A 25025-nucleotide genomic window follows, 5' to 3' on the forward strand; every position below is an offset into this window, starting at 1 on the left:
ATGGATGGAAAATCTGGTTGATCTTTTCCGGCGCTGTATATTAAAATATAATATAACGCTTACATCATACATATCGGGGAGGCGCACGTCATTGAATCTGGCATTGATGAAAATGTGGTTTGCTCTAGGGTCCATGGGTCTGATGTTTCTGGCTGTAGCTTCCATCTATTTAAGCCGCTTTAAGTGCCAAAACCGTTTTTTGAAGATTGCGATTTCATCATTCGCATACATGTGTATGCTCATATCTGGAATTATTGTGTTTGTCGTGGTTTTTAGCGGCCCTGTCAATGAATAAAGCTGTAAAAGGAAGTGCTGTATGGGTAAACTGAAGTGCGCAATCATTTTTGCGGCAGTCGTGTTTTTATCCGGATGTTTATATCCAAATGAACGGAAAAGCAGTGTGCATGCCATTCCTTATCAAGACCAGCTAAAGCAGGTTCAATCTGCTGTTGATGAATTTCAAAAGGCAAATGGAGGGCTGCTTCCCATTCAAACCAAAGATATGTCGACACCGCTATATCAAAAATATCCGATAGACTTTAACCGGTTAGCGCCAAGATACATAGCTGAACCTCCAAGTACGGCATTTGAAAGCGGGGGAGACTATCAATACGTGCTTGTTGACGTAGAGAACGATCCGACTGTTAAATTAATTGATCTAAAGATGGCAGAAAAAATTCGCGATGTGAAATTGCGCATCCAAATGTATCGTCAGGAGCATCAATATCCACCTTACAAGGATGTGCTATCTCGTGATTTATTTACACTAGATGAGAAGAAGCTTGGGGATGGCAGCTCTCTTACAGTGACAAGCCCAATCTCAGGGAATTCCTTGCCGCTTATGATTGACGGAGACGGAGAAATATATGCCGATTACCGGACTGAGCTGGCTTCTTGCCTCAAAAAAAGCAAGAAAACGTTTAAACCCGGGACTGAAATCCAGGATATGATTTGGCAGGAAACCCCCTTTGTCCCCGTGTTTTCTGTAAAATATACGGTAAATGACAAACAGGAACCTGTTTTTTTAGAAAATGATATGAAAAAGGAATGAACCTTTCTCCCTTGCATACAAATAGGGAGAAAGGTTTTTTTATACTTTAATAGATTGAGGATGAGAAATTTTCTAAAGATGTCATATTCAAATAGGACAACGTCATACACATATAGTGTCCTGTGTTTGATTGAAAGAGCTTAATAAAATTGAAAAGGATAGGAAGTCCGGGAGGGGATCACTTGGAAAAGGTCGATATTTTCAAGGATATCGCTGAACGAACAGGAGGCGATATATACTTAGGAGTCGTAGGTGCTGTCCGTACAGGAAAATCCACGTTCATTAAAAAATTTATGGAGCTTGTGGTGCTCCCGAATATCAGTAACGAAGCAGACCGGGCCCGAGCGCAGGATGAACTGCCGCAGAGCGCAGCCGGCAAAACCATTATGACTACAGAGCCTAAATTTGTTCCGAATCAGGCGATGTCTGTTCATGTGTCAGACGGACTCGATGTGAATATAAGATTAGTAGATTGTGTAGGTTACACAGTGCCCGGGGCTAAAGGATATGAAGATGAAAACGGGCCGCGGATGATCAATACGCCTTGGTACGAAGAACCGATCCCATTTCATGAGGCTGCTGAAATCGGCACTCGAAAAGTCATTCAAGAACACTCGACCATCGGAGTTGTCATTACGACAGACGGCACCATTGGAGATATCGCCAGAAGTGACTATATAGAGGCTGAAGAAAGAGTCATTGAAGAGCTGAAAGAGGTTGGCAAACCTTTTATTATGGTCATCAACTCAGTCAGGCCGTATCACCCGGAAACGGAAGCCATGCGCCAGGATTTAAGCGAAAAATATGATATCCCCGTATTGGCAATGAGTGTAGAGAGCATGCGGGAATCAGATGTGCTGAGTGTGCTCAGAGAGGCCCTCTACGAGTTTCCGGTGCTAGAAGTGAATGTCAATCTCCCAAGCTGGGTAATGGTGCTGAAAGAAAACCATTGGCTGCGTGAAAGCTATCAGGAGTCCGTGAAGGAAACGGTTAAGGATATTAAACGGCTCCGGGACGTAGACAGGGTTGTCGGCCAATTCAGCGAGTTTGAATTCATTGAAAGTGCCGGATTAGCCGGAATTGAGCTGGGCCAAGGGGTGGCAGAAATTGATTTGTACGCGCCTGATCATCTATATGATCAAATCCTAAAAGAAGTTGTGGGCGTCGAAATCAGAGGAAGAGACCATCTGCTTGAGCTCATGCAAGACTTCGCCCATGCGAAAACAGAATATGATCAAGTGTCTGATGCCTTAAAAATGGTCAAACAGACGGGATACGGCATTGCAGCGCCTGCTTTAGCTGATATGAGTCTCGATGAGCCGGAAATTATAAGGCAGGGCTCGCGATTCGGTGTGAGGCTGAAAGCTGTCGCTCCGTCGATCCATATGATCAAAGTCGATGTCGAAAGCGAATTCGCCCCGATTATCGGAACGGAAAAACAAAGTGAAGAGCTTGTACGCTATTTAATGCAGGACTTTGAGGATGATCCGCTCTCCATCTGGAATTCCGATATCTTCGGAAGGTCGCTGAGCTCAATTGTGAGAGAAGGGATTCAGGCAAAGCTGTCATTAATGCCTGAAAACGCACGGTATAAATTAAAAGAAACATTAGAAAGAATCATAAACGAAGGCTCTGGCGGCTTAATCGCCATCATCCTGTAATACCGGTAGACCTCTTTATAGAATGGGAGGTCTTTTTTCTTTGCTCTTAATAATGGAAAAGGATCAAGGAATAGGATGAAAAAAGGAAAAAAAGGAATATTTGTTCGGTAAATCACCTTAAATCCTTGACGAGCAAGGGATTGACGCTTTAAAATGCTTGATATGGCTTTTTATATGTGTTACTCTACATACAGAAATTCTTCACTTTGTTGGACAAACATTCCTCAGAGTGCAGTTTTTCTTAAAAAGCCGTTTAATTGTCTTTCTCTTACTTGCTCTCATTTTTTTCTGAGACAGGTTTAGAATCAGACTGAACTGTGAAGAAATGATAATAAACGAACTGAATGTATCCTTTTGGGAGGAGGTGAAAGGCATGAACAAAACAGAACTTATCAATGCGGTTGCAGAAGCAAGCGAATTGTCTAAAAAAGACGCTACAAAAGCAGTTGACTCTGTTTTTGATACGATCTTAGATGCACTTAAAAACGGTGATAAAATCCAACTGATCGGTTTTGGTAACTTCGAGGTGCGTGAACGTTCTGCACGTAAAGGACGCAATCCTCAAACAGGTGAAGAAATCGAAATTCCAGCAAGCAAAGTACCTGCTTTCAAACCAGGTAAAGCGCTTAAAGACGCAGTTGCCGGAAAATAATTGTGAATATAGATCGTGTATGCATCTAGCTTACATACACTTTATTTCTTCACAGAAAAGCCCCTTTCTAAGGGGCTTTTCATATTTCAAGAGCATGGGCTTCCTGACAGGGCATTCACTTTGCTTTTAGCGGGGCATATGTGCTAGAATCGAAATTAAATGTATTCATTGGTGGAGGACATAGAACATGAAAGAAGTTAATAAAGAGCAAATCGAACAAGCTGTTCGTCAAATTTTAGAAGCGATCGGAGAAGACCCGAATAGAGAAGGGCTTCTTGATACTCCGAAAAGAGTCGCAAAGATGTATGCCGAAGTATTCTCCGGCTTGAATGAAGATCCAAAAGAACATTTCCAGACTATCTTCGGTGAAAACCATGAGGAGCTTGTTCTTGTAAAAGATATCGCGTTTCATTCTATGTGTGAGCATCACCTTGTTCCCTTTTATGGAAAAGCACATGTTGCATATATCCCGCGAGGCGGAAAGGTCACAGGACTCAGCAAACTGGCACGTGCCGTTGAAGCCGTTGCAAAGCGCCCGCAGCTTCAGGAACGCATCACTTCTACAATTGCAGAAAGCATCGTAGAAACGCTTGATCCGCATGGCGTAATGGTAGTGGTTGAAGCGGAACACATGTGCATGACGATGCGCGGTGTAAGAAAACCGGGTGCGAAAACTGTGACTTCAGCAGTCAGAGGCGTTTTTAAAGATGATGCCGCTGCCCGTGCAGAAGTATTGGAACATATTAAACGCCAGGACTAATAAAGATAGAGGGTGCTATAAATGAACCAAAAGCATTCAAGTGATTTTGTCGTCATTAAAGCCGTTGAGGACGGAGTGAATGTGATCGGCCTGACAAGAGGAACAGACACAAAGTTTCACCATTCCGAAAAACTCGACAAGGGAGAAGTGATCATCGCTCAGTTTACAGAGCATACTTCTGCCATTAAAGTCAGAGGAGAGGCACTGATTCAAACCGCGTACGGAGAAATGAAAAGCGAAAAAAAATAAGCTGGCTGTCCCCGCTGTTAAAAGCAAATGCTCGCAAACAGCGGGAGGATACAGCCAATTTCTTTTTTTTATGCTATAATGATACCTGCGTAAGCGAATGAAAAGATAAAACTCATACATAGATTAAGAAATAAATGTGAATTTGGGGACAAGGGTGATATTTTTGCAAGACATCTACGGAACTTTAGCCAATCTGAACACGAAATTAAAACAAAAGCTGTCTCATCCTTATTTAGCGAAGCATATTTCCGCGCCGAAAATTGATGAGGATAAGCTTCTTCTTTTTCATGCTTTATTTGAAGAAGCTGACATAAAAAACAACGACAGAGAAAATTATATTGTAACAGCGATGCTTGTACAAAGCGCCCTTGATACCCATGATGAAGTGACGACAGCTAGAGTCATAAAACGAGACGAAAACAAAAACCGCCAATTGACTGTTCTCGCGGGCGATTATTTCAGCGGGCTGTACTACTCTTTACTATCTGAAATGAAGGATATCTACATGATTCGGACGCTTGCTACAGCCATTAAAGAAATCAACGAACATAAAATTCGTCTGTATGACCGTTCTTTCAAGGACGAAAACGATTTTTTCGAAAGTGTCGGCATCGTTGAATCAGCTTTATTCCATCGTGTGGCGGAACACTTCAACCTTCCGCGCTGGAAAAAGCTGTCGAGTGATTTTTTTGTATTTAAGCGGCTTATGAACGGAAATGATGCATTTCTGGATGTGATCGGCAGTTTTATACAGCTGGGAAAAACAAAAGAAGAGATATTAGAAGATTGTTTTAAAAAAGCGAAAAACAGCATTGAGTCACTTCTGCCTCTAAATTCACCTATTCAGAACATTTTAATAAACCGTCTGAAGACAATCAGCCAAGATCAAACCTATCATCAGAAAGTGGAAGAAGGGTAAACCATTATGCAGGACTCAAAAGAACAGCGCGTACACGGAGTATTTGAAAAAATATATAAAAACTATGACCAAATGAACTCTGTCATCAGTTTTCAGCAGCATAAAAAATGGCGCGACAAAACGATGCGCATCATGAATGTAAAAGAAGGCGCAAAAGCACTTGATGTCTGCTGCGGAACGGCTGACTGGACGATCGCTCTTGCAAAAGCGGCCGGCAAAAGCGGCGAGATCAAGGGCTTGGATTTCAGTGAAAATATGCTGAGTGTCGGCGAGCAGAAAGTAAAAGACGGCGGATTCAGCCAAATTGAACTGCTGCACGGAAATGCGATGGAGCTTCCTTTTGATGATGATACATTTGATTATGTCACCATTGGCTTCGGACTCCGCAATGTCCCTGATTACTTGACTGTACTGAAAGAGATGAGACGTGTAGTGAAGCCGGGCGGGCAGGTGGTATGTCTGGAAACGTCCCAGCCGGAAATGTTCGGATTCAGACAGGCTTACTTTATGTACTTTAAGTATATTATGCCGTTTTTCGGGAAACTGTTTGCGAAGAGCTATAAAGAATATTCTTGGCTTCAAGAATCAGCCAGAGATTTCCCTGGAATGAAGGAACTGGCAGGCCTGTTTGAAGAGGCGGGCCTGAAAAATGTTAAATATCATTCGTTTACTGGCGGAGTCGCTGCCACGCATATCGGATGGAAATGAAAACACAGATGTTTGGGTGAATGATATGAAATTTAAAATGGCCTACTCTTTTTTAAATGACGATATTGATGTAATCGAAAGAGAACTTGAACAAACCGTACGTTCCGATTACCCGCTTTTAAGCGAGGCAGGTCTTCACCTGCTGCAGGCCGGAGGGAAACGTATTAGGCCTGTTTTCGTGCTGCTTTCCGGCATGTTTGGCGATTACGATATTAATAAGATTAAATATGTCGCCGTCACTCTGGAAATGATTCACATGGCATCTTTGGTTCATGATGATGTCATTGATGATGCGGAGCTTCGCCGAGGAAAACCGACAATCAAAGCAAAGTGGGACAATCGTATTGCGATGTACACAGGCGATTATATGCTTGCGGGATCTCTTGAAATGATGACGAGAATTAACGAACCGAAAGCCCATAGGATTTTGTCACAGACGATCGTTGAAGTTTGTCTAGGAGAAATTGAGCAGATCAAAGACAAATACAACATGGAACAAAATCTCAGAACGTATCTCCGGCGTATCAAAAGAAAAACGGCTCTCTTGATCGCGGTCAGCTGCCAGCTTGGTGCTATTGCGTCGGGAGCTGATGAGAAGATTCATAAGGCATTGTACTGGTTTGGGTATTACGTCGGCATGTCTTATCAGATTATTGATGATATTCTTGATTTTACTTCAACTGAAGAAGAGCTGGGTAAACCCGTTGGAGGAGATTTGCTTCAAGGAAACGTCACATTGCCAGTGCTGTATGCCCTGAAAAATCCTGCATTAAAAAACCAGCTTAAATTGATTAACAGTGAGACAACGCAGGAACAGCTTGAACCAATCATTGAAGAAATCAAAAAAACAGATGCAATTGAAGCATCTATGGCAGTAAGCGAAATGTATCTGCAGAAAGCTTTTCAGAAATTAAACACGCTTCCTCGAGGGCGCGCACGCTCGTCTCTTGCAGCCATCGCAAAATATATCGGTAAAAGAAAATTTTAATTTTTGTAGATATTAAGAAATTTCTCCGCCCCGGATTGATTAATTATCAGAAAGATGTTACGATTTCGGTGTGCAGTGTGAAAGCCTATACATACATAATGATGGGGTGGAGAATATGATGGAAAAGACTTTTATCATGGTGAAACCAGACGGTGTCCAACGTCAGCTCATTGGGGACATTTTATCTAGATTCGAACGTAAGGGCTTACAATTAGCTGGCGCCAAGTTAATGAGAGTGACTGAACAAATGGCTGAGAAACACTACGCCGAACATCAAGGTAAGCCTTTCTTCGGAGAGCTCGTTGAGTTTATTACTTCAGGACCTGTATTCGCAATGGTGTGGGAAGGCGAAAATGTCATTGAAGTGACGAGACAGCTGATCGGGAAGACAAACCCTAAAGAAGCTTTACCTGGTACGATTCGTGGGGATTATGGCATGTTTGTCGGAAAAAACATCATCCACGGCTCTGATTCTCTCGAAAGTGCAGAACGCGAGATTAACATTTTCTTTAAGAATGAAGAATTAGTATCATATCAGCAACTTATGGCAGGCTGGATCTATTAATCATTGTGAAAATAAGCAACAGAGCCGGCAACATATAACGCCGCCGGTTTTTGTTCTGTTTTGTAAAGGTTTACATTAAAGTGAATAAAGGGTTGAATGGCAGTGTGCATCAGACCTCTGCCTTTCCCAACGATCTAAAATCAGCTGAAAAGCTGATTTTTTTATTGAAACAATACAATTTCCTGATAAAACAAGCTATACTAGGACAAAAAGACAGCGAGACTGGGAGAGTAGAGATGGATACATACAGCGTATTTACAACGAAATGGAAACAATTAACCGGAGTCGATTTGACACTATATAAAGAAGCACAAATGAAGAGAAGGCTAACGTCACTTTATGAGAAAAAGGGGTTCCAAAGCTTTAAGGACTTTGCGGCGGCATTGGAAGAGGATCAAGCTCTCTTAAATGAAACATTGGACAGAATGACGATCAATGTTTCAGAATTTTATCGTAATTATAAAAGGTGGGAAGTTCTTGAGACTGCAATTCTGCCGTTAATCAAGACCTCTAGGCCTTTAAAGATTTGGAGTGCCGCCTGCTCAACGGGGGAGGAGCCATACACGCTTGCCATGCTTTTGGACCAGCAAAAAGGTCTTCCGGGCTATCAGATTTTAGCGACGGATATTGATGAAAAAGCATTGGAAAAAGCGAAAAAAGGCGTTTATCAGGAGCGGTCTTTACAGGAAGTGCCGCTATCTGTGAAAGATCGTTATTTTACGCAAAACGCAAATAGAAGTTATGAAGTGAAAACGGAAATCAAAAAGAATATTACATTCAAAAAGCACAATTTGCTGGCGGATCGTTATGAACAAGACTTTGACTTAATCGTGTGCCGCAATGTATTTATTTATTTTACAGAAAGCGCGAAGGAAGAGCTGTATTTAAAAATGGCACATAGCTTGAAGAAGAATGGAGTTCTTTTTGTCGGCAGCACCGAGCAAATCTTCAATCCCGAGAAATTTGGCCTAGTCCCAGCCGATACATTCTTTTATCAAAAAAGATAGACTGACTTTTTGCTGAAAAATATGTTATAGTAGTCTTACTTAAAAGCGTTAATGCGATGAAGGGAGAAGAAGTCATGAGATATTTAACAGCCGGAGAATCACACGGCCCCCAACTGACAACCATTATTGAGGGTGTACCTGCCGGGCTTTACATAACGGAGGAAGATATCAATTTTGAGCTTGCCAGACGCCAAAAAGGCCACGGCCGCGGCCGCCGCATGCAGATCGAAAAAGACCAGGCCAAAATTATGAGCGGGGTGCGCCATGCACGTACACTCGGTTCACCAATTGCTCTCGTAGTTGAAAATAACGATTGGAAGCATTGGACAAAAATCATGGGTGCCGCTCCAATTACAGAAGATGAAGAAAAGGAAATGAAGCGCCAGATTTCCAGACCTAGACCTGGGCACGCTGACTTAAACGGTGCAATTAAATATAATCATCGTGATATGAGAAATGTGCTTGAGCGTTCTTCAGCAAGGGAAACAACTGTCAGAGTGGCGGCAGGGGCTGTAGCTAAAAAGATTCTTTCTGAGCTTGGCATTAAGGTGGCGGGCCACGTGTTGCAAATTGGCGCTGTTAAAGCTGAAAAAACAGAATATACGTCAATTGAAGACCTGCAGCGCGTAACGGAAGAGTCTCCTGTCAGATGCTACGATGAAGAGGCAGGCAAAAAAATGATGGCTGCCATTGATGAAGCAAAGGCAAACGGAGATTCCATCGGCGGAATAGTAGAAGTCATTGTCGAGGGAATGCCGGTAGGCGTGGGCAGCTATGTCCATTATGACCGCAAACTGGATAGCAAGCTTGCTGCCGCTGTACTGTCAATTAATGCATTTAAAGGTGTGGAATTCGGGATCGGATTTGAGGCGGCAGGCCGAAATGGAAGCGAAGTCCATGACGAGATCATTTGGGACGAGGAAAAAGGATACACCCGTGCTACTAACAGACTTGGCGGACTGGAAGGCGGCATGACGACAGGGATGCCAATCGTTGTCCGCGGAGTCATGAAGCCGATTCCGACTTTGTATAAACCGCTGAAAAGTGTCGATATTGAAACGAAAGAACCGTTTTCCGCCAGCATTGAACGTTCAGACAGCTGTGCTGTTCCTGCAGCAAGTGTAGTCGCTGAAGCGGCTGTCGCTTGGGAAATTGCGAACGCAGTCGTTGAACAATTCGGATTAGATCAAATTGACCGCATTAGAGAAAATGTGGAGAATATGAGAAAACTGTCGAGGGAATTTTAATGAAGACACTGCATGTTCAAACTGCTTCCTCGTCATATCCTGTTTTTATCGGACAAGGTATCAGAAAAAAGGCTTGCGAACTATTAACCTCTTTAAACAGGCCTTTAACAAGGATTATGCTTGTCACGGATGAAGAAGTGGACCGCCTGTATGGTGATGAAATGCTCCATTTGCTGCAAGATAAATGGCCTGTGAAAAAAGTGACGGTACCGAGTGGAGAGCAGGCAAAATCCATGGACATGTACACAAAATTGCAGAGTGAAGCGATTCGTTTTCATTTGGATCGCTCCTCATGCATCATCGCATTCGGTGGCGGTGTTGTAGGGGATCTTGCCGGTTTTGTGGCTGCCACTTTTATGCGCGGCATTGATTTCATCCAAATGCCTACGACGCTCTTGGCGCATGACAGCGCAGTCGGAGGAAAAGTAGCCGTGAACCATCCGCTTGGAAAAAATCTAATCGGTGCGTTTTATCAGCCGAAAGCCGTGCTCTATGATACAGATTTCCTGCGTTCTCTGCCTGAAAAAGAGCTTAGGTCCGGAATGGCAGAAGTGATTAAACACGCTTTTATCTATGACAGAGCGTTTCTGGAGGAGCTGCTGAATATCCACTCACTGCGTGATATCACTAATGATCAGCTGAATGACATGATTTTTAAAGGCATTTCAATTAAAGCGTCTGTCGTTCAGCAGGATGAAAAAGAAGAGGGGATAAGAGCTTACTTAAACTTCGGGCATACGCTCGGTCATGCCGTTGAGGCGGAATATGGATACGGGCAGATCACTCACGGTGATGCCGTAGCCCTCGGAATGCAGTTTGCTTTATATATAAGCGAAAAGACTGTAGGCTGTGAAATGGACAGAAAACGTTTGGTCAGCTGGCTAAAAAGCCTGGGTTATCCAAGTCAAATCAGAAAAGAGACGGAAACTTCGGTTCTCTTGGACCGTATGATGAATGATAAGAAAACCCGTGGCGGGAAGATTCAGTTTATTGTGCTCAACGAATTAGGGAAAGTTGCTGATCATACATTTTCCAGAAATGAACTTGAGAGCTGGCTGAACAAATGGCGATTGGAGGAGACATCATGATGATTCGCGGAATTCGCGGAGCAACTACAGTTGAACGGGATACTGAAGAAGAAATTTTACAAAAAACTAAACAGCTGTTAGAGAAAATCATAGAAGAAAATCATACAAAACCGGAAGATGTTGTTCAAATGCTTCTGTCGGCTACACCTGATTTGCACGCTGTTTTCCCGGCAAAAGCTGTTCGCGAGCTTTCAGGATGGCAGTATGTACCGGTAACATGTATGCAGGAAATGGACGTAACAGGCGGTCTGAAAAAGTGCATAAGAGTCATGATGACGGTCCAGACAGATGTCCCTCAGGATCAGATCAGACATGTATATTTAGAAAAAGCTGTCGTATTGAGGCCCGATTTATCATTGACAAAAAATACTGAATTGTAATACGATAAGAACAGCTTAGAAATACACAAGAGTGTGTATAAAGCAATTAGAATGAGTTGAGTTAGAGAATAGGGTAGCAGAGAATGAGTTTAGTTGAGCTGAGACATTATGTTTATTCTACCCAAAAGAAGTCTTTCTTTTGGGTTTATTTGTTATATAGTATTTTATCCTCTCATGCCATCTTCTCATTCTCCTTGCCATAAGGAGTGAGAGCAATGAATTTCCAATCAAACATTTCCGCATTTTTAGAGGACAGCTTGTCCCACCACACGATACCGATTGTGGAGACCTTCACAGTCGATACACTGACACCCATTCAAATGATAGAGAAGCTTGACAGGGGGATTACGTATCTTCTTGAAAGCAATGACGATACATCCACTTGGTCCAGATATTCGTTTATCGGCCTGAATCCATTTCTCACAATTAAAGAAGAGCAGGGCCGTTTTTCGGCCGCTGATCAGGACAGCAAATCTCTTTACACAGGAAATGAACTAAAAGAAGTGCTGAACTGGATGAATACCACATACAAAATCAAAACACCTCAGCTTGGCATTCCTTTTGTCGGCGGAGCTGTCGGGTACTTAAGCTATGATATGATCCCGCTGATTGAGCCTTCTGTTCCTTCGCATACAAAAGAAACAAACATGGAAAAGTGCATGCTGTTTGTTTGCCGGACATTAATTGCGTATGATCATGAAACCAAAAACGTCCACTTTATCCAATATGCAAGGCTTAATGGAGAGGAAACAAAAAACGAAAAAATGGATGTATTCCATCAAAATCATCTGGAGCTTCAAAATCTCATTGAAAAAATGATGGACCAAAAAAACATAAAAGAGCTGTTTCTCTCTGCTGATTCATACAAGACGCCCAGCTTTGAGACGGTATCTTCTAATTATGAAAAATCGGCTTTTATGGCTGATGTAGAAAAAATCAAAAGCTATATAAAAGCAGGCGATATCTTCCAGGGTGTTTTATCACAAAAATTTGAGGTGCCGATAAAAGCAGATGCTTTTGAGTTATACCGAGTGCTTAGGATCGTCAATCCTTCGCCGTATATGTATTATATGAAACTACAAGACAGAGAAATAGTCGGCAGCTCTCCGGAACGGTTAATACACGTTCAAGACGGGCACTTAGAAATCCATCCGATTGCCGGTACGAGAAAACGCGGTGCAGACAAAGCTGAAGATGAGAGACTGAAGGTTGAGCTCATGAAGGATGAAAAAGAAAAAGCGGAGCATTACATGCTCGTTGATCTTGCCCGAAACGATATCGGCAGAGTAGCAGAGTATGGTTCTGTTTCTGTGCCGGAGTTCACAAAAATTGTTTCCTTTTCACATGTCATGCACATTATCTCGGTGGTTACAGGCCGATTGAAAAAAGGGGTTCATCCTGTCGATGCACTGATGTCTGCTTTCCCGGCGGGGACTTTAACAGGCGCACCCAAAATCCGTGCCATGCAGCTTTTGCAAGAGCTCGAGCCAACACCGAGAGAGACATACGGAGGATGTATTGCCTACATTGGGTTTGACGGGAATATCGACTCTTGTATTACGATTCGCACGATGAGTGTAAAGAACGGCGTTGCATCGATACAGGCAGGTGCTGGCATTGTTGCTGATTCTGTTCCGGAAGCCGAATACGAAGAAAGCTGTAATAAAGCCGGTGCGTTGCTGAAAACGATTCATATTGCAGAAGACATGTTTCATAGCAAGGAGGATAAAGCTGATGAACAGATTTCTACAATTGTGCGTTGATGGAAAAACCCTTACTGCCGGTGAGGCTGAAACGCTGATGAATATGATGATGGCAGCGGAAATGACTCCTTCTGAAATGGGTGGTATATTGTCTATTCTTGCTCATCGGGGGGAGACGCCAGAAGAGCTTGCGGGTTTTGTGAAGGCAATGCGGGCACACGCTCTTACAGTCGATGGACTTCCTGATATTGTTGATACATGCGGAACAGGGGGAGACGGTATTTCCACTTTTAATATCTCAACGGCCTCGGCAATTGTTGCCTCGGCAGCTGGCGCGAAAATCGCTAAGCATGGCAATCGCTCTGTCTCTTCTAAAAGCGGAAGCGCTGATGTTTTAGAGGAGCTAGAGGTTTCTATTCAAACCACTCCCGAAAAGGTCAAAAGCAGCATTGAAACAAACAACATGGGATTTCTTTTTGCGCCGCTTTACTATTCGTCTATGAAACATGTAGCAGGTACTAGAAAAGAGCTAGGTTTCAGAACGGTATTTAATCTGCTTGGGCCGCTCAGCAATCCTTTACGGGCGAAGCGTCAGGTGATTGGGGTCTATTCTGTTGAAAAAGCTGGACTGATGGCAAGCGCACTGGAGACGTTTCAGCCGAAGCACGTTATGTTTGTATCAAGCCGTGACGGTTTAGATGAGCTTTCAATTACAGCACCGACCGACGTGATTGAATTAAAGGACGGAGAGCGCCGGGAATATACCGTTTCACCCGAAGATTTCGGTTTCACAAATGGCAGACTTGAAGATTTACAAGTGCAGTCACCGAAAGAGAGCGCCTATCTCATTCAGAATATTTTTGAAAATAAAAGCAGCAGTTCCGCTTTATCTATTACGGCTTTTAATGCGGGAGCTGCGATTTACACGGCGGGAATTACCGCCTCACTGAAGGAAGGAACGGAGCTGGCGTTAGAGACGATTACAAGCGGAGGCGCTGCCACGCAGCTTGAACGACTAAAGCAGAAAGAGGAAGAGATCTATGCTTGAAAAAATCATCAAACAAAAGAAAGAAGAAGTGAAAACACTGGTTTTGCCGGTAGAGCAGCCTTTCGAGAAACGTTCATTTAAGGAGGCGCTGGCAAGCCCGAATCGGTTTATCGGGTTGATTGCCGAAGTGAAGAAAGCATCGCCGTCAAAAGGGCTTATTAAAGAGGATTTTGTGCCTGTGCAGATTGCAATAGACTATGAGGCTGCGAAGGCAGATGCGATTTCCGTTTTAACAGACACCCCGTTTTTTCAAGGGGAAAACAGTTATTTATCAGACGTAAAGCGTGCTGTTTCGATTCCTGTACTTAGAAAAGATTTTATTATTGATTCTCTTCAAGTAGAGGAATCAAGAAGAATCGGAGCGGATGCCATATTGTTAATCGGCGAGGTGCTTGATCCCTTACACCTTCATGAATTATATCTTGAAGCAGGTGAAAAGGGGATGGACGTGCTAGTGGAGGTTCATGATGCATCAACGCTAGAACAAATATTGAAAGTGTTCACACCCGACATTCTCGGTGTAAATAATCGAAACCTAAAAACGTTTAAAACATCTGTAAAGCAGACAGAACAAATCGCATCTCTCGTTCCGAAAGAATCCTTGCTTGTCAGCGAAAGCGGAATCGGTTCTTTAGAACATTTAACATTTGTCAATGAACATGGGGCGCGAGCTGTACTTATCGGTGAATCATTGATGAGACAAACTTCTCAGCGTAAAGCAATCCATGCTTTGTTTGGGGAGTGAGGTTGTGAAGAAACCGGCATTAAAATATTGCGGTATTCGGTCACTAAAGGATTTGCAGCTTGCGGCGGAATCACAGGCTGATTACCTAGGATTTATTTTTGCTGAAAGCAAACGAAAAGTATCTCCGGAAGATGTGAAAAAATGGCTGAACCAAGCTCGTGTCAAAAAACAGGTTGCAGGTGTTTTTGTTAATGAATCAATAGAGACGATGTCACGTATTGCCAAGAGCTTGAAGCTCGACGTCATTCAGCTTCACGGTGATGAAAAACCGACGGATGCTGATGCTCTTCGCAAGCTGACTGGCTGTGAAATATGGAAGGCGCTTCACCATCAGGATAACACAACTCAAGAAATAGCCCGCTTTAAAGATAATGTTGACGGCTTTGTGATTGATTCATCTGTAAAAGGGTCTAGAGGCGGAACTGGTGTTGCATTTTCTTGGGAATGTGTGCCGGAATATCAGCAGGCGGCTATTGGTAAACGCTGCTTTATCGCTGGCGGCGTGAATCCGGATAGCATCACAGGCCTATTGAAATGGCAGCCAGAAGGAATTGACCTTGCCAGCGGAATTGAAAAAAACGGACAAAAAGATCAGAATCTGATGAGGCTTTTAGAAGAAAGGATGAATCGATATGTATCCATATCCGAATGAAATAGGCAGATACGGTGATTTTGGAGGAAAGTTTGTTCCGGAAACACTCATGCAGCCGTTAGATGAAATAGAAACAGCATTTAAACAAATCAAGGATGATCCCGCTTTTCGTGAAGAGTATTATAAGCTGTTAAAGGACTATTCCGGACGGCCGACTGCATTAACATACGCTGATCGAGTCACTGAATACTTAGGCGGCGCGAAAATCTATTTGAAACGAGAAGATTTAAACCATACAGGTTCTCATAAAATCAATAATGCGCTAGGTCAAGCGCTGCTTGCTAAAAAAATGGGCAAAACGAAAATCATTGCTGAAACCGGTGCCGGCCAGCATGGCGTTGCCGCTGCAACAGTTGCAGCTAAATTCGGCTTTTCCTGTACTGTGTTTATGGGTGAAGAGGATGTTGCCCGCCAGTCTCTGAACGTTTTCCGCATGAAGCTTCTTGGAGCGGAGGTAGTGCCTGTAACAAGCGGAAACGGAACATTGAAGGATGCCACAAATGAGGCGATCCGGTACTGGGTTCAGCATTGTGAGGATCACTTTTATATGATTGGATCAGTTGTCGGCCCGCATCCTTATCCGCAAGTGGTCCGTGAATTTCAAAAAATGATCGGAGAGGAAGCGAAGGATCAGTTGAAACGTATTGAAGGCACTCTGCCTGATAAAGTAGTGGCATGTGTAGGCGGAGGAAGCAATGCGATGGGGATGTTTCAGGCATTTTTAAATGAAGATGTTGAACTGATCGGCGCTGAAGCAGCAGGAAAAGGAATTGATACGCCTCTTCATGCCGCCACTATTTCGAAAGGAACCGTAGGGGTTATTCACGGTTCATTGACTTATCTCATTCAGGATGAGTTCGGGCAAATTATTGAGCCCTACTCTATTTCAGCCGGTCTCGACTATCCTGGAATCGGTCCGGAGCATGCATACTTGCATAAGAGCGGCCGTGTCACTTATGACAGTATAACCGATGAAGAAGCGGTGGATGCATTAAAGCTTTTGTCAGAAAAAGAGGGGATTTTGCCGGCAATCGAATCTGCCCATGCGTTAGCGAAAGCATTCAAACTCGCCAAAGGAATGGATCGCGGTCAACTCATTCTCGTCTGTTTATCAGGCCGGGGAGACAAGGATGTCAACACATTAATGAATGTATTGGAAGAAGAGGTGAAAGCCCATGTTTAAATTGGATCTTCAACCATCAGAAAAATTGTTTATCCCGTTTATTACGGCGGGCGATCCAGTTCCTGAGGTTTCGATTGAACTGGCGAAGTCACTCCAAAAAGCAGGCGCCACAGCATTGGAGCTTGGTGTTGCATACTCTGACCCGCTTGCAGACGGTCCGGTGATCCAGCGGGCTTCAAAGCGGGCGCTTGATCAAGGAATGAATATCGTAAAGGCAATCGAATTAGGCGGAGAAATGAAAAAAAACGGAGTGAATATTCCGATTATCCTCTTTACGTATTATAATCCTGTGTTACAATTGAACAAAGAATACTTTTTCGCTTTACTGCGGGAAAATCATATTGACGGTCTGCTTGTTCCGGATCTGCCATTAGAAGAAAGCAACAGCCTTCAAGAGGAATGTAAAAGCCATGAGGTGACGTATATTTCTTTGGTTGCGCCGACAAGCGAAAGCCGTTTGAAAACCATTATTGAACAAGCCGAGGGGTTCGTCTACTGTGTATCTTCTCTGGGTGTGACCGGTGTCCGCAATGAGTTCAATTCATCCGTGTACCCGTTCATTCGTACTGTGAAGAATCTCAGCACTGTTCCGGTTGCTGTAGGGTTCGGTATATCAAACCGTGAACAGGTCATAAAGATGAATGAAATTAGTGACGGTGTCGTAGTGGGAAGTGCGCTCGTCAGAAAAATAGAAGAATTAAAGGACCGGCTCATCAGCGCTGAAACGAGAAATCAGGCGCTGCAGGAGTTTGAGGATTATGCAATGGCGTTTAGCGGCTTGTACAGTTTAAAATGAGGTGACTGATTTGCGTATCAAAGAACATTTAAAACAGCTGAAGCCTTATCAGCCTGGAAAGCCGATTGAAGCAGTGAAATCAGAATATGGCTTGGATAAAGTTGTGAAGCTTGCTTCAAACGAGAATCCTTACGGCTGTTCAGAGGCTGCAAAAGAGGCGCTTCATCATGAGATTCAACAGCTAGCCCTTTACCCGGACGGGTATAGCGCCGCTTTGCGGACAAGGCTCAGTAAGCACCTCAATGTCAGCGAAACATCACTTATTTTCGGCAACGGTTCTGATGAAATCATACAGATCATCTGCCGGGCATTTTTAAACGATAAAACAAACACGGTTACTGCTGCCCCCACTTTTCCGCAATATAAACATAATGCGGTTATTGAAGGTGCTGAAGTACGTGAAATTGCACTTCGTCCCGACGGCTCACATGATTTAGACGCCATGTTAGAAGCCATCGACGAACAGACACAAGTCGTTTGGATATGCAGCCCGAATAATCCGACTGGCACTTATACATCTGAAGGAGAATTACTCGCATTTCTGGAGCGCGTTCCTTCACGTGTCCTTGTTGTTCTTGACGAAGCATATTATGAATATGTAACAGCAGAGGATTACCCGGAAACCGTGCCGCTCTTAAGCAAGTATTCCAATTTGATGATTTTGCGCACATTTTCAAAGGCATACGGTCTGGCAGCGCTCAGAGTCGGATACGGAATTGCTGACGAGAGCCTGATTCGCCAGATTGAGCCGGCGAGAGAGCCGTTTAATACGAGCCGTCTGGGCCAGGCTGCGGCGATTGCAGCACTTGATGATCAAGCGTTTATTGCTTCCTGTGTCGAGCAAAATAATGCAGGCCTTCAGCAGTATTATGATTTTGCGAAAACTCATGGTTTAAAGTGCTACCCTTCACAGACAAATTTTGTGTTAATTGACTTTAAACGTCTTGCTGATGAACTGTTTCAGGCTCTGCTGGAAAAAGGCTATATCGTCCGGTCAGGAAACGCATTAGGTTTCCCGACATCACTCCGGATTACGATCGGAACAAAAGAGCAAAATGAAGAAATACTTGCCATTTTAGCTGAAATTTTATAAGAGGTGATCAAATATCACCTCTTTAGTCTATAAACCAGGTGATGACGTATGAATCAAATGAAAGATACAATATTGCTCGCCGGTCTCGGATTGATAGGCGGTTCGATTGCCCTAGCCATCAAAAAAAATCATCCCGGCAAACGGATTATCGGAATCGACATCTCTGATGAACAGGCGGTAGCGGCATTAAAATTAGGCGTGATAGACGATCGTGCTGATTCGTTTATTAGCGGTGTGAAAGAGGCAGCTACAGTAATCATTGCGACACCTGTTGAACAAACACTGGTTATGCTTGAAGAGCTGGCTCATTCAGGAATTGAACATGAGCTTTTGATTACGGATGTAGGAAGCACAAAGCAAAAAGTGGTTGATTACGCTGATCAAGTGCTGCCTAGCCGCTATCAATTTGTCGGAGGGCATCCGATGGCGGGTTCACATAAATCAGGAGTGGCCGCTGCGAAGGAGTTCCTGTTTGAAAATGCATTTTATATTTTAACGCCAGGCCAGAAAACGGACAAACAAGCTGTGGAACAGTTAAAAAACCTGCTGAAGGGGACGAATGCCCATTTTGTGGAAATGTCGCCAGAGGAGCATGATGGTGTTACAAGTGTAATCAGTCATTTTCCGCATATTGTAGCAGCTAGTCTTGTTCACCAAACCCATCATTCGGAAAACCTGTATCCGCTTGTTAAACGTTTTGCTGCCGGCGGGTTCAGAGATATTACAAGGATTGCATCAAGCAGCCCGGCAATGTGGCGGGATATTTTATTACATAATAAAGATAAAATCTTAGACCGTTTTGATGAGTGGATTCGTGAAATTGACAAGATCCGTACATATGTAGAACAAGAAGATGCGGAAAATCTATTTCGTTATTTTAAAACCGCCAAGGATTATCGCGACGGGCTGCCGCTTCGGCAGAAGGGAGCGATACCTGCATTTTATGATTTATATGTGGATGTACCCGATCATCCGGGGGTGATATCCGAGATAACAGCGATTTTAGCTGCGGAACGCATCAGTATCACGAATATCCGCATTATCGAAACACGAGAAGATATTAACGGGATTTTAAGGATCAGTTTTCAGTCTGATGACGACCGCAAAAGGGCAGAACAATGCATTAAAGCCCGGGCGGAATATGAAACTTTTTATGCTGATTGAGGTGGAAAAAATGAAACGAGAAAAGGTGCAGACCTTACATGGAGAAATACATATTCCCGGTGATAAATCCATTTCTCACCGCTCTGTTATGTTTGGCGCGCTAGCGGCAGGCACAACAACAGTTAAAAACTTTCTGCCGGGAGCAGATTGTCTGAGCACGATCGATTGCTTTAGAAAAATGGGTGTTCACATTGAGCAAAGCGGCAGCGATGTCGTGATTCACGGAAAAGGAATCGATGCCCTGAAAGAGCCAGAAAGCCTTTTAGATGTCGGAAATTCAGGTACAACCATTCGCCTGATGCTCGGAATATTGGCGGGCCGACCTTTTTACAGCGCGGTAGCCGGAGATGAGAGCATTGCGAAGCGCCCAATGAAGCGTGTGACTGAGCCTTTGAAAAAAATGGGGGCTAAAATCGACGGCAGAGCCGGCGGAGAATTTACACCGCTGTCGGTGAGCGGCGCTTCATTAAAAGGCATTGAATATGTATCACCTGTTGCAAGCGCGCAAATTAAATCTGCTGTTTTGCTGGCCGGATTACAGGCTGAGGGCACAACAACTGTCACAGAGCCCCATAAATCTCGGGACCACACTGAGCGGATGCTTTCTGCTTTTGGCGTTAAGCTTTCTGAAGATCAAACGAGTGTTTCCATTGCTGGTGGCCAGAAACTGACAGCTGCTGATATTTTTGTTCCTGGAGACATTTCTTCAGCCGCGTTTTTCCTTGCTGCTGGCGCGATGGTTCCAAACAGCAGAATTGTATTGAAAAACGTAGGTTTAAATCCGACTCGGACAGGTATTATTGATGTCCTTCAAAACATGGGGGCAAAACTTGAAATCAAACCATCTGCTGATAGCGGTGCAGAGCCTTATGGAGATTTGATTATAGAAACGTCATCTCTAAAGGCAGTTGAAATCGGAGGAGATATCATTCCGCGTTTAATTGATGAGATCCCTATCATCGCGCTTCTTGCGACTCAGGCGGAAGGAACCACCGTTATTAAGGACGCGGCAGAGCTAAAAGTGAAAGAAACAAACCGTATTGATACTGTTGTTTCTGAGCTTCGCAAGCTGGGTGCTGAAATTGAACCGACAGCAGATGGAATGAAGGTTTATGGCAAACAAACGTTGAAAGGCGGCGCTGCAGTGTCCAGCCACGGAGATCATCGAATCGGAATGATGCTTGGTATTGCTTCCTGTATAACGGAGGAGCCGATTGAAATCGAGCACACGGATGCCATTCACGTTTCTTATCCAACCTTCTTCGAGCATTTAAATAAGCTTTCGAAAAAATCCTGAAGTTTTACTTCAGGATTTTTTATGCAGATCATAATTCGAGGCGAAAAAACATAGCTTGTCTTATAGAACGGATAGAAAAACGAAAAGGGGGGATGTGCTTTACTTACAAGCCGGCAGATCAAAGAGCTGCTTTACTGTACAGAGGGCGATCTTCCTTTTTTCATTTTCTATCTCAAGATCTTTTGGTAAACTAATAAGACTCAATAATTCCCTTCCGTACAGAAGCATCTTATTTGCCGGGGGCATTCGTCTGAATTATGATAAGATTAACCCGAACAAATAAAGCTTTTTTTGTATGGTTGATGTTGTATAGGAAAAGAAAGGACCGGTCCGATTTGAATACATTGATTCAAGAAGCCATAAAATTAGTTGAAGCAGGTGAAACAGAAAAAGGCCTCAACACGCTCTCGAAGGCTGAAAAACAGCTGCATGATGAAGATAAAGCCATTGCAGCCCAGCTTTATTACGAGTGGGGCGATGTAGAAAAAGCCATTTCACTGATTAGTGATCTACATGATTTATATCCAAATGAAACAGAACTGACGAATTTCTACGCTGAACTTTTAATAGATATTGACGAAGAAGAAAAAGCCCTCGCTGTGCTGGAGACTATTCCGGAAACAGATCCATCATATCCGGAAAGTTTGCTGCTTATGGCGGATCTTTATCAGATGCAGGGGTTATTCGAAGTCAGTGAACAAAAGCTTTTCCAGGCAAAGTCCATTCTGGACAATGAACCTGTTATTGATTTTGCACTGGGAGAACTTTACTTTGCTCAGGGAGCCTATGCAAAAGCGGTTCAATATTTTAAAACAACGGCTGAGGAGCAGAGTGAGATCGGGGGCGTTAATGTCCATCAAAGACTGGCAGAATCGTTAAGTGCCTCAGGTGAATTTGAGGATGCCATTCCATGGTATGAGAAAGCTGTCGATGAGAATCCTGATCCTAATACGATTTTCGGCTATGGTTTTACAGCCTTACAGGCGGGGCTTGTGAAAACAGCTATTAAGCAGCTGTCTGATTTAAAGGAGCTTGATCCATCTTATACTTCACTTTATATGCCGCTCTCGAAAAGCTATGAAGCTGAAGGAATGTATGAAGAGGCATTAAAAACGGCAAAAGAGGGGATCAGATATGATGAATATAACAAAGAACTTTTCCTTTATGCCGCCAAAATGGCCTTGAAAATCGGGAAGTCAGAAGAGGGGAAGAAGCTGCTTCAGGAGGCGCTTGCGCTTGATCCGGGCTTTGTCGAGGCCCTTCATACACTTCTTGCCGTGTATCACAAAGAAGAGGATTATGATCAGATCATTGATCTTATTCAAGAGGTTCGAAGCTACGGTGAAGAAGATCCTAAATACAATTGGTATCTTGCAAGCGCATATACTGAATTAGAGCAATACGAGGAAGCAAAACAATCCTTTGAGGCTGCCTATCTTCATTACCGGGAGGATAGAGATTTCTTATATGAATACGCAAGCTTCCTATTAGAAGAAGGCCTTCAAAAAGAAGCGCTGCCGCTTTTGAAAAAGGTTCTTGAAATGGACGGAGCCAATGAAGAGCTTGAAGAAACGATTTTGCGAATCGAGGATGAATTTTCTAGATAAGCAGGAATATTAACCATTCATGTGGAACATATAAGTATATAGATTATACGAACGATAGAGGAGGGAATTACATGCAGACCCCTGTTTCTGTCAATGAGAAAAAAGATTTTATCCGTTGGTTTTTAAACCATTATCAGTTAAAGCGCCGAGAGTGCGTTTGGATCTTGAACTACTTAATGAGCCATGATTCTCTCATGGAGAAGGTTCATTTTGTGGAGCAGGCTGAATTTTGCCCGAGAGGCATTATAATGTCAACACATTGTGTTGAAGAAGTTCCGTTCCGGTTCTATAAAGAGAATGTCATGACTACCGACGCGGAAAAATCTTTTCATGATATTAGATTAAATAAACAGCAAGATTTGTTTATCCAGCTTAATTTCCGTTCGGCTTACAGCTCACCTGAATATGCGGCGGTGCTGGAGTCCAACCCGCATATTCCGAAAAACCTTTTTGAGAATAAAAAAGATCAGGGATTGGCGGAACAGATTTTAGAGCACGCTATTTCCACATTCCAAAGAGAAAAATTATTAAAAGACATTGACGAGGCGTTAGATCGTCATGATAAAGAGGCATTTGAACAATTATCGCGCCAATTAAATCAGCTCACATAATATGACCAGCCTTGCAGTGAATTGCAAGGCTTGTTGCCGTAAAGGGGGAGAACGATGAGGTGGAGAATCACTGATGCCAAGGACTATTTACAAGCTAAGGATTACATTGATACCGCTGTCATACCATTAATTAACATAAGAGTTAATAACCATTTTAAAATGGCGGCGGAGAAAGGCGAGTTTACGCAGCTTCTCTCAGAAGAACTTGAAAGGCAGTTAAAGGGACGGGTATATTTACTTCCTCCTTATACATATGTTGATAGAAATGAAATAACCGTTCAAGGGCTTAAGGATTTGCGGGAAGAGCTGATAACGGAATTTCCGCATGTTGTCCTGCTCACATCTGACGAAAGTTGGAGAGCTGAGGATGCGTTAGGCAAAATGATTGTTACACCGTCTGTTCCATTAGAGCATTTAAATGACTCTTTAAAAAGAAAAATATTGGATGAACGCACTGCTGAAATTTTGAACGTTTTGTTACAGTTATGGAGCACTTCATAAAAACACTTACATTTCCTTATAAACAATATTTTGGCTATATTGACCTTGCTGAGAGATTCATATATTATGAGGGTGTCTAGAGTTATTGCAATATTTTCTATTTTAGTCAGTTTGCAGGGGTGACCTAGAGGGGGGAGAAGAGATGGGCGGAAAACATGATATATCCAGACGTCAATTTTTGAATTACACGCTCACAGGTGTAGGAGGTTTTATGGCGGCTAGTATGCTCATGCCTATGGTTCGCTTCGCACTCGACCCGGTATTAAAATCGACAGGGAAGCAGGATATGGTTCAGGTTGTCAGCGTTGATGAGTTGACAAAAGAGCCGCAGCGCTTTGATTTTAAAATTAATCAAGTCGATGCCTGGTATGAGTCAGAAGAGTCTAGATCAGCCTGGGTCTTCAAAAACGGGGATGAAATTGTAGCACTTTCGCCAATTTGTAAGCATTTAGGGTGTACGGTGAACTGGAATAGTGATCCTAAAAACCCGAATAAATTCTTTTGTCCATGCCATTACGGACTCTATGAAAAGGACGGCACCAATGTCCCTGGCACGCCGCCGCTTGCGCCTCTTGATCATTATGAGCAAGAAGTAAAAGACGGCTTCCTGTATCTTGGAAAAGCAAAGCCTAAGGGGGAAGGGTGACATGCTGAACAAAATTTATGACTGGGTAGACGAGCGGCTTGATATTACACCGATGTGGAGGGATATTGCCGATCACGAAGTACCGGAACATGTGAATCCCGCCCATCATTTCTCTGCGTTTGTGTATTGCTTTGGGGGACTGACGTTTTTTGTAACCGTTATCCAAGTATTATCTGGAATGTTTTTAACGATGTATTATGTGCCTGATATCAAAAATGCCTGGGAATCGGTATATTATTTGCAAAATGAAGTGGCATTCGGCCAGATTGTCAGGGGGATGCACCACTGGGGTGCGAGCCTGGTCATTGTGATGATGTTTTTACATACGCTGAGGGTCTTTTTCCAAGGCGCGTATAAAAAACCGCGCGAGCTGAACTGGATTGTCGGTGTGCTGATCTTTTTTGTTATGCTCGGTCTTGGCTTTACAGGCTACTTGCTTCCTTGGGATATGAAGGCTCTGTTTGCAACAAAAGTCGGGCTGCAGATCGCCGAAGCCACGCCTTTGATCGGAACGCAAGTTAAAACGCTCCTTGCAGGGCATCCGGATATTGTAGGCGCCCAAACGCTGACTAGGTTTTTTGCGATCCATGTATTTTTTCTTCCTGCCGCATTGTTCGGGCTGATGGCTGCACATTTTATTATGATCCGGAAGCAGGGGATTTCAGGACCGCTTTAAACTCTTGATCTGCGAATAAAAGGGAGGG

At 43.4% G+C, this 25025-nt stretch carries 28 protein-coding genes; all 28 read left to right on the plus strand.

What is annotated here, in order from left to right:
* Positions 1-91: 91 nt before the first annotated feature.
* The 28 genes from MKY10_RS10365 (at position 92) to qcrB (ending at position 24997) form a co-directional block, all read left to right on the plus strand.
* Positions 92-295, plus strand: a complete 204-nt coding sequence (locus MKY10_RS10365; RefSeq protein WP_004399143.1) for a DUF2768 domain-containing protein — start codon at positions 92-94, stop codon at positions 293-295.
* A 21-nt stretch (positions 296-316) separates the two neighbouring features.
* Entirely contained in the window at positions 317-1051 is a 735-nt protein-coding gene (locus tag MKY10_RS10370) for a hypothetical protein (protein ID WP_015251808.1), read from the plus strand.
* A 182-nt stretch (positions 1052-1233) separates the two neighbouring features.
* Entirely contained in the window at positions 1234-2712 is a 1479-nt protein-coding gene (spoIVA, locus tag MKY10_RS10375) for a stage IV sporulation protein A (RefSeq protein WP_003230572.1), read from the plus strand.
* Positions 2713-3085: 373 nt separating this feature from the next.
* Positions 3086-3364 carry a non-specific DNA-binding protein Hbs gene (gene hbs / locus MKY10_RS10380; RefSeq protein ID WP_003153447.1) on the plus strand — a complete coding sequence of 93 codons (279 nt, stop codon included), beginning with the start codon at positions 3086-3088 and terminating at the stop codon, positions 3362-3364.
* 187 nt (positions 3365-3551) lie between these two features.
* A complete protein-coding gene (gene folE / locus MKY10_RS10385; RefSeq protein ID WP_003225516.1) occupies positions 3552-4124 on the plus strand; it encodes a GTP cyclohydrolase I FolE in 573 nt (190 codons plus the stop codon).
* 21 nt (positions 4125-4145) lie between these two features.
* Entirely contained in the window at positions 4146-4373 is a 228-nt protein-coding gene (gene mtrB, locus MKY10_RS10390; RefSeq protein ID WP_003230576.1) for a trp RNA-binding attenuation protein MtrB, read from the plus strand.
* A 163-nt stretch (positions 4374-4536) separates the two neighbouring features.
* Positions 4537-5292: a heptaprenyl diphosphate synthase component 1 gene (hepS, locus tag MKY10_RS10395; RefSeq protein WP_004398550.1), complete on the plus strand. Its 756-nt coding sequence runs from the start codon at positions 4537-4539 to the stop codon at positions 5290-5292.
* A 6-nt stretch (positions 5293-5298) separates the two neighbouring features.
* Complete coding sequence (gene menG, locus MKY10_RS10400) at positions 5299-6000, plus strand: demethylmenaquinone methyltransferase (RefSeq protein WP_003230580.1); 702 nt, start codon at positions 5299-5301, stop codon at positions 5998-6000.
* A 25-nt stretch (positions 6001-6025) separates the two neighbouring features.
* Positions 6026-6988 carry a heptaprenyl diphosphate synthase component II gene (gene hepT / locus MKY10_RS10405; protein ID WP_003246013.1) on the plus strand — a complete coding sequence of 321 codons (963 nt, stop codon included), beginning with the start codon at positions 6026-6028 and terminating at the stop codon, positions 6986-6988.
* Between the two features lie 115 nt (positions 6989-7103).
* Positions 7104-7553, plus strand: coding sequence for a nucleoside-diphosphate kinase (gene ndk, locus MKY10_RS10410; protein ID WP_010886554.1), 450 nt, complete (start codon positions 7104-7106; stop codon positions 7551-7553).
* Positions 7554-7789: 236 nt separating this feature from the next.
* Positions 7790-8560 carry a protein-glutamate O-methyltransferase CheR gene (cheR, locus tag MKY10_RS10415; RefSeq protein ID WP_015251811.1) on the plus strand — a complete coding sequence of 257 codons (771 nt, stop codon included), beginning with the start codon at positions 7790-7792 and terminating at the stop codon, positions 8558-8560.
* A gap of 74 nt (positions 8561-8634) precedes the next feature.
* Positions 8635-9807: a chorismate synthase gene (gene aroC / locus MKY10_RS10420; protein WP_004398727.1), complete on the plus strand. Its 1173-nt coding sequence runs from the start codon at positions 8635-8637 to the stop codon at positions 9805-9807.
* Positions 9807-10895 carry a 3-dehydroquinate synthase gene (gene aroB / locus MKY10_RS10425; protein WP_014480126.1) on the plus strand — a complete coding sequence of 363 codons (1089 nt, stop codon included), beginning with the start codon at positions 9807-9809 and terminating at the stop codon, positions 10893-10895. Before aroC ends, aroB begins: the two co-directional genes overlap by 1 nt.
* On the plus strand, positions 10892-11275 hold the full coding sequence (gene aroH, locus MKY10_RS10430) for a chorismate mutase (protein WP_004398675.1): 384 nt from the start codon (positions 10892-10894) through the stop codon (positions 11273-11275). Before aroB ends, aroH begins: the two co-directional genes overlap by 4 nt.
* Before the next feature lie 215 nt (positions 11276-11490).
* Positions 11491-13038: an anthranilate synthase component I gene (gene trpE, locus MKY10_RS10435; RefSeq protein WP_015251813.1), complete on the plus strand. Its 1548-nt coding sequence runs from the start codon at positions 11491-11493 to the stop codon at positions 13036-13038.
* Complete coding sequence (gene trpD, locus MKY10_RS10440) at positions 13010-14026, plus strand: anthranilate phosphoribosyltransferase (RefSeq protein WP_015251814.1); 1017 nt, start codon at positions 13010-13012, stop codon at positions 14024-14026. The genes trpE and trpD overlap by 29 nt, the downstream gene beginning before the upstream one ends.
* Positions 14019-14771 carry an indole-3-glycerol phosphate synthase TrpC gene (trpC, locus tag MKY10_RS10445; RefSeq protein ID WP_015251815.1) on the plus strand — a complete coding sequence of 251 codons (753 nt, stop codon included), beginning with the start codon at positions 14019-14021 and terminating at the stop codon, positions 14769-14771. The genes trpD and trpC overlap by 8 nt, the downstream gene beginning before the upstream one ends.
* Before the next feature lie 4 nt (positions 14772-14775).
* Positions 14776-15423, plus strand: a complete 648-nt coding sequence (locus tag MKY10_RS10450; RefSeq protein WP_015251816.1) for a phosphoribosylanthranilate isomerase — start codon at positions 14776-14778, stop codon at positions 15421-15423.
* Positions 15404-16606 (plus strand): tryptophan synthase subunit beta, encoded by a 1203-nt coding sequence (trpB, locus tag MKY10_RS10455; RefSeq protein ID WP_014480121.1) that lies wholly within the window; start codon positions 15404-15406, stop codon positions 16604-16606. Before MKY10_RS10450 ends, trpB begins: the two co-directional genes overlap by 20 nt.
* Positions 16599-17402 (plus strand): tryptophan synthase subunit alpha, encoded by an 804-nt coding sequence (gene trpA / locus MKY10_RS10460; protein WP_003230608.1) that lies wholly within the window; start codon positions 16599-16601, stop codon positions 17400-17402. The genes trpB and trpA overlap by 8 nt, the downstream gene beginning before the upstream one ends.
* A 10-nt stretch (positions 17403-17412) precedes the next feature.
* Positions 17413-18495 carry a histidinol-phosphate transaminase gene (gene hisC, locus MKY10_RS10465; protein WP_015251817.1) on the plus strand — a complete coding sequence of 361 codons (1083 nt, stop codon included), beginning with the start codon at positions 17413-17415 and terminating at the stop codon, positions 18493-18495.
* A gap of 48 nt (positions 18496-18543) precedes the next feature.
* A complete protein-coding gene (locus MKY10_RS10470) occupies positions 18544-19659 on the plus strand; it encodes a prephenate dehydrogenase (protein WP_015251818.1) in 1116 nt (371 codons plus the stop codon).
* A gap of 10 nt (positions 19660-19669) precedes the next feature.
* A complete protein-coding gene (aroA, locus tag MKY10_RS10475) occupies positions 19670-20956 on the plus strand; it encodes a 3-phosphoshikimate 1-carboxyvinyltransferase (protein ID WP_015251819.1) in 1287 nt (428 codons plus the stop codon).
* 335 nt (positions 20957-21291) lie between these two features.
* Complete coding sequence (locus tag MKY10_RS10480) at positions 21292-22563, plus strand: tetratricopeptide repeat protein (RefSeq protein ID WP_003230620.1); 1272 nt, start codon at positions 21292-21294, stop codon at positions 22561-22563.
* Positions 22564-22634: 71 nt separating this feature from the next.
* Complete coding sequence (locus MKY10_RS10485) at positions 22635-23174, plus strand: ReoY family proteolytic degradation factor (RefSeq protein WP_015251820.1); 540 nt, start codon at positions 22635-22637, stop codon at positions 23172-23174.
* 54 nt (positions 23175-23228) lie between these two features.
* The gene (locus tag MKY10_RS10490) at positions 23229-23675 is read left to right on the plus strand and encodes a YpiF family protein (protein WP_014480115.1); all 447 of its coding nucleotides are present in this window, start codon (positions 23229-23231) and stop codon (positions 23673-23675) included.
* Between the two features lie 142 nt (positions 23676-23817).
* On the plus strand, positions 23818-24321 hold the full coding sequence (locus MKY10_RS10495; RefSeq protein WP_003230627.1) for a ubiquinol-cytochrome c reductase iron-sulfur subunit: 504 nt from the start codon (positions 23818-23820) through the stop codon (positions 24319-24321).
* 1 nt (position 24322) lies between these two features.
* Entirely contained in the window at positions 24323-24997 is a 675-nt protein-coding gene (qcrB, locus tag MKY10_RS10500; RefSeq protein WP_003225560.1) for a menaquinol-cytochrome c reductase cytochrome b subunit, read from the plus strand.
* The last annotated feature ends 28 nt before the right edge of the window (positions 24998-25025 follow it).

The sequence above is a fragment of the Bacillus sp. FSL P4-0290 genome (genome assembly GCF_037975435.1).
GTDB lineage: Bacteria > Bacillota > Bacilli > Bacillales > Bacillaceae > Bacillus > Bacillus subtilis.

Bases quoted from the DNA above. Each gene is read 5' to 3' on its own strand.
- MKY10_RS10370 (WP_015251808.1), top strand. From the start codon at position 317: ATGGGTAAACTGAAGTGCGCAATCATTTTTGCGGCAGTCGTGTTTTTA.
- hbs (WP_003153447.1), top strand. From the start codon at position 3,086: ATGAACAAAACAGAACTTATCAATGCGGTTGCAGAAGCAAGCGAATTG.
- folE (WP_003225516.1), top strand. From the start codon at position 3,552: ATGAAAGAAGTTAATAAAGAGCAAATCGAACAAGCTGTTCGTCAAATT.
- mtrB (WP_003230576.1), top strand. From the start codon at position 4,146: ATGAACCAAAAGCATTCAAGTGATTTTGTCGTCATTAAAGCCGTTGAG.
- menG (WP_003230580.1), top strand. From the start codon at position 5,299: ATGCAGGACTCAAAAGAACAGCGCGTACACGGAGTATTTGAAAAAATA.
- hepT (WP_003246013.1), top strand. From the start codon at position 6,026: ATGAAATTTAAAATGGCCTACTCTTTTTTAAATGACGATATTGATGTA.
- ndk (WP_010886554.1), top strand. From the start codon at position 7,104: ATGATGGAAAAGACTTTTATCATGGTGAAACCAGACGGTGTCCAACGT.
- cheR (WP_015251811.1), top strand. From the start codon at position 7,790: ATGGATACATACAGCGTATTTACAACGAAATGGAAACAATTAACCGGA.
- aroC (WP_004398727.1), top strand. From the start codon at position 8,635: ATGAGATATTTAACAGCCGGAGAATCACACGGCCCCCAACTGACAACC.
- aroB (WP_014480126.1), top strand. From the start codon at position 9,807: ATGAAGACACTGCATGTTCAAACTGCTTCCTCGTCATATCCTGTTTTT.
- aroH (WP_004398675.1), top strand. From the start codon at position 10,892: ATGATGATTCGCGGAATTCGCGGAGCAACTACAGTTGAACGGGATACT.
- trpE (WP_015251813.1), top strand. From the start codon at position 11,491: ATGAATTTCCAATCAAACATTTCCGCATTTTTAGAGGACAGCTTGTCC.
- trpD (WP_015251814.1), top strand. From the start codon at position 13,010: ATGAACAGATTTCTACAATTGTGCGTTGATGGAAAAACCCTTACTGCC.
- trpC (WP_015251815.1), top strand. From the start codon at position 14,019: ATGCTTGAAAAAATCATCAAACAAAAGAAAGAAGAAGTGAAAACACTG.
- trpB (WP_014480121.1), top strand. From the start codon at position 15,404: ATGTATCCATATCCGAATGAAATAGGCAGATACGGTGATTTTGGAGGA.
- trpA (WP_003230608.1), top strand. From the start codon at position 16,599: ATGTTTAAATTGGATCTTCAACCATCAGAAAAATTGTTTATCCCGTTT.
- MKY10_RS10470 (WP_015251818.1), top strand. From the start codon at position 18,544: ATGAATCAAATGAAAGATACAATATTGCTCGCCGGTCTCGGATTGATA.
- aroA (WP_015251819.1), top strand. From the start codon at position 19,670: ATGAAACGAGAAAAGGTGCAGACCTTACATGGAGAAATACATATTCCC.
- MKY10_RS10485 (WP_015251820.1), top strand. From the start codon at position 22,635: ATGCAGACCCCTGTTTCTGTCAATGAGAAAAAAGATTTTATCCGTTGG.
- MKY10_RS10490 (WP_014480115.1), top strand. From the start codon at position 23,229: ATGAGGTGGAGAATCACTGATGCCAAGGACTATTTACAAGCTAAGGAT.
- MKY10_RS10495 (WP_003230627.1), top strand. From the start codon at position 23,818: ATGGGCGGAAAACATGATATATCCAGACGTCAATTTTTGAATTACACG.
- qcrB (WP_003225560.1), top strand. From the start codon at position 24,323: ATGCTGAACAAAATTTATGACTGGGTAGACGAGCGGCTTGATATTACA.